At 41.2% G+C, this 1,455-nt stretch carries 1 protein-coding gene and 1 pseudogene; both read left to right on the plus strand.

The annotated features are described in order from the left end of the window. Positions 1-502: pseudogene (locus ACRCJ0_RS13970) on the plus strand (bifunctional glutamate--cysteine ligase GshA/glutathione synthetase GshB); the annotation flags it as partial. Continuing rightward, the coding region (locus ACRCJ0_RS13975; protein WP_431390833.1) for a cysteine desulfurase family protein at positions 502-1,455 on the plus strand (954 nt) is incomplete at its 3' end. The pseudogene ACRCJ0_RS13970 and the gene ACRCJ0_RS13975, both read left to right, overlap by 1 nt.

The raw sequence follows: 1,455 nt of genomic DNA on the forward strand, positions 1-1,455 counted from the left end.
GGGTGCCAATGTGATTGGAGACGGCCAGTCAACCGTTGAAGATTTAGTCGCTGACAAAAATAAAGACCCTAAACGAGGACGGGACCATCGTTCGCCACTAGAAATCATTCAATTAGGTGACATTGAAGTGAACACCTTGAAACAACAAGGGTTTACACCGTCTGATGTCGTTCCTAAAGGGCAACAAGTAATTTTACGAGAGAATTCAAACATTTCAACAGGTGGAGATTCTATTGAAGTCTTAGCCGATATGCATGATTCTTACAAGGAAATTGCTGTGAAGATGGCGGCTGTTTTAGGGGTAAATATTACGGGATTAGACTTGATGATTGAAGACATTCACCAACCAGCAAGTGCAGATAACTATGCATTAATTGAAGCCAATTTTAACCCAATGATGATGATGCATATTTACCCAGCAATGGGAGAGGGAAAACGGATTACAAAAGACCTGTTAAGCTTCCTATTCCCAGAGAAAACAAAATTTACGGGAGGAAAATAATGAAAGGCATTTATTTAGATTACGCCGCAACAACACCAGTTGACCCAGAAGTCATTGAAGTCATTACGCAAGCCATGCATGATGATTACGGAAATGCTTCAAGTTTGTACAAGATTGGGCGTGAATCTAAGCAGAAGGTAGAAGGCGTCCGCAGACAAATTGCCGAGACTCTAAACGCAGATGTAGATGATATTATCATCACTTCTGGTGGAACCGAGTCGAATGATTCAGCTATTAACCAAACTGTAGCTCGTTTAGCGGATAAGGGTAAACACTTAATTACGACCGCTGCAGAACACTCTTCTGTCTATCAAACTATGCGTCACCTTGAAAGACAAGGTTTTGAAGTGACTTATCTAGAATTCGACGAAGAAGGTCATATTGACTTTGAAGAATTGAAAACAAGCATCCGAAAAGAGACGATTATGGTATCCATTATGGCCGGCAATAACGAAGTTGGGTCCTTGCAAGACATTCAAGCTATTGGCGATTTATTACATGAAAAGGATATTTTCTTCCATACAGATACTGTCCAAACATATTTGAATATTCCTCTAGACGTGGAAAAAATGCACATCGATGCCTTGTCTATGTCTGCCCATAAAATATACGGGCCAAAAGGAATAGGCTTTATGTATTACCGGAATGCTAAGGCGGATTTTGCCCCTTATGTACGCGGCGGTAACCAAGAAAACAAACATCGGGCAGGAACAGAAGCCTTACCTTTAATTTTGGGCATGTCTAAAGCAATCGAAAAGCAATATGACAATATGGAAAAGCACCAAGGCCACTTAAAGGCCTTGCGTCAACATTTCTTGGAGGGCGCTCGGGAACGTGGCTTAGACTTCCAAATCAATGGTCCGACTGAAGCAGAATTGGCCCATGTCTTAAATATCTATTGGCCAGGTCACCCATCTGATCAAGTTTTAATCAAGCTAGATTTAAGAGATGCA

This window comes from Aerococcus sp. L_32, assembly GCF_050689315.1.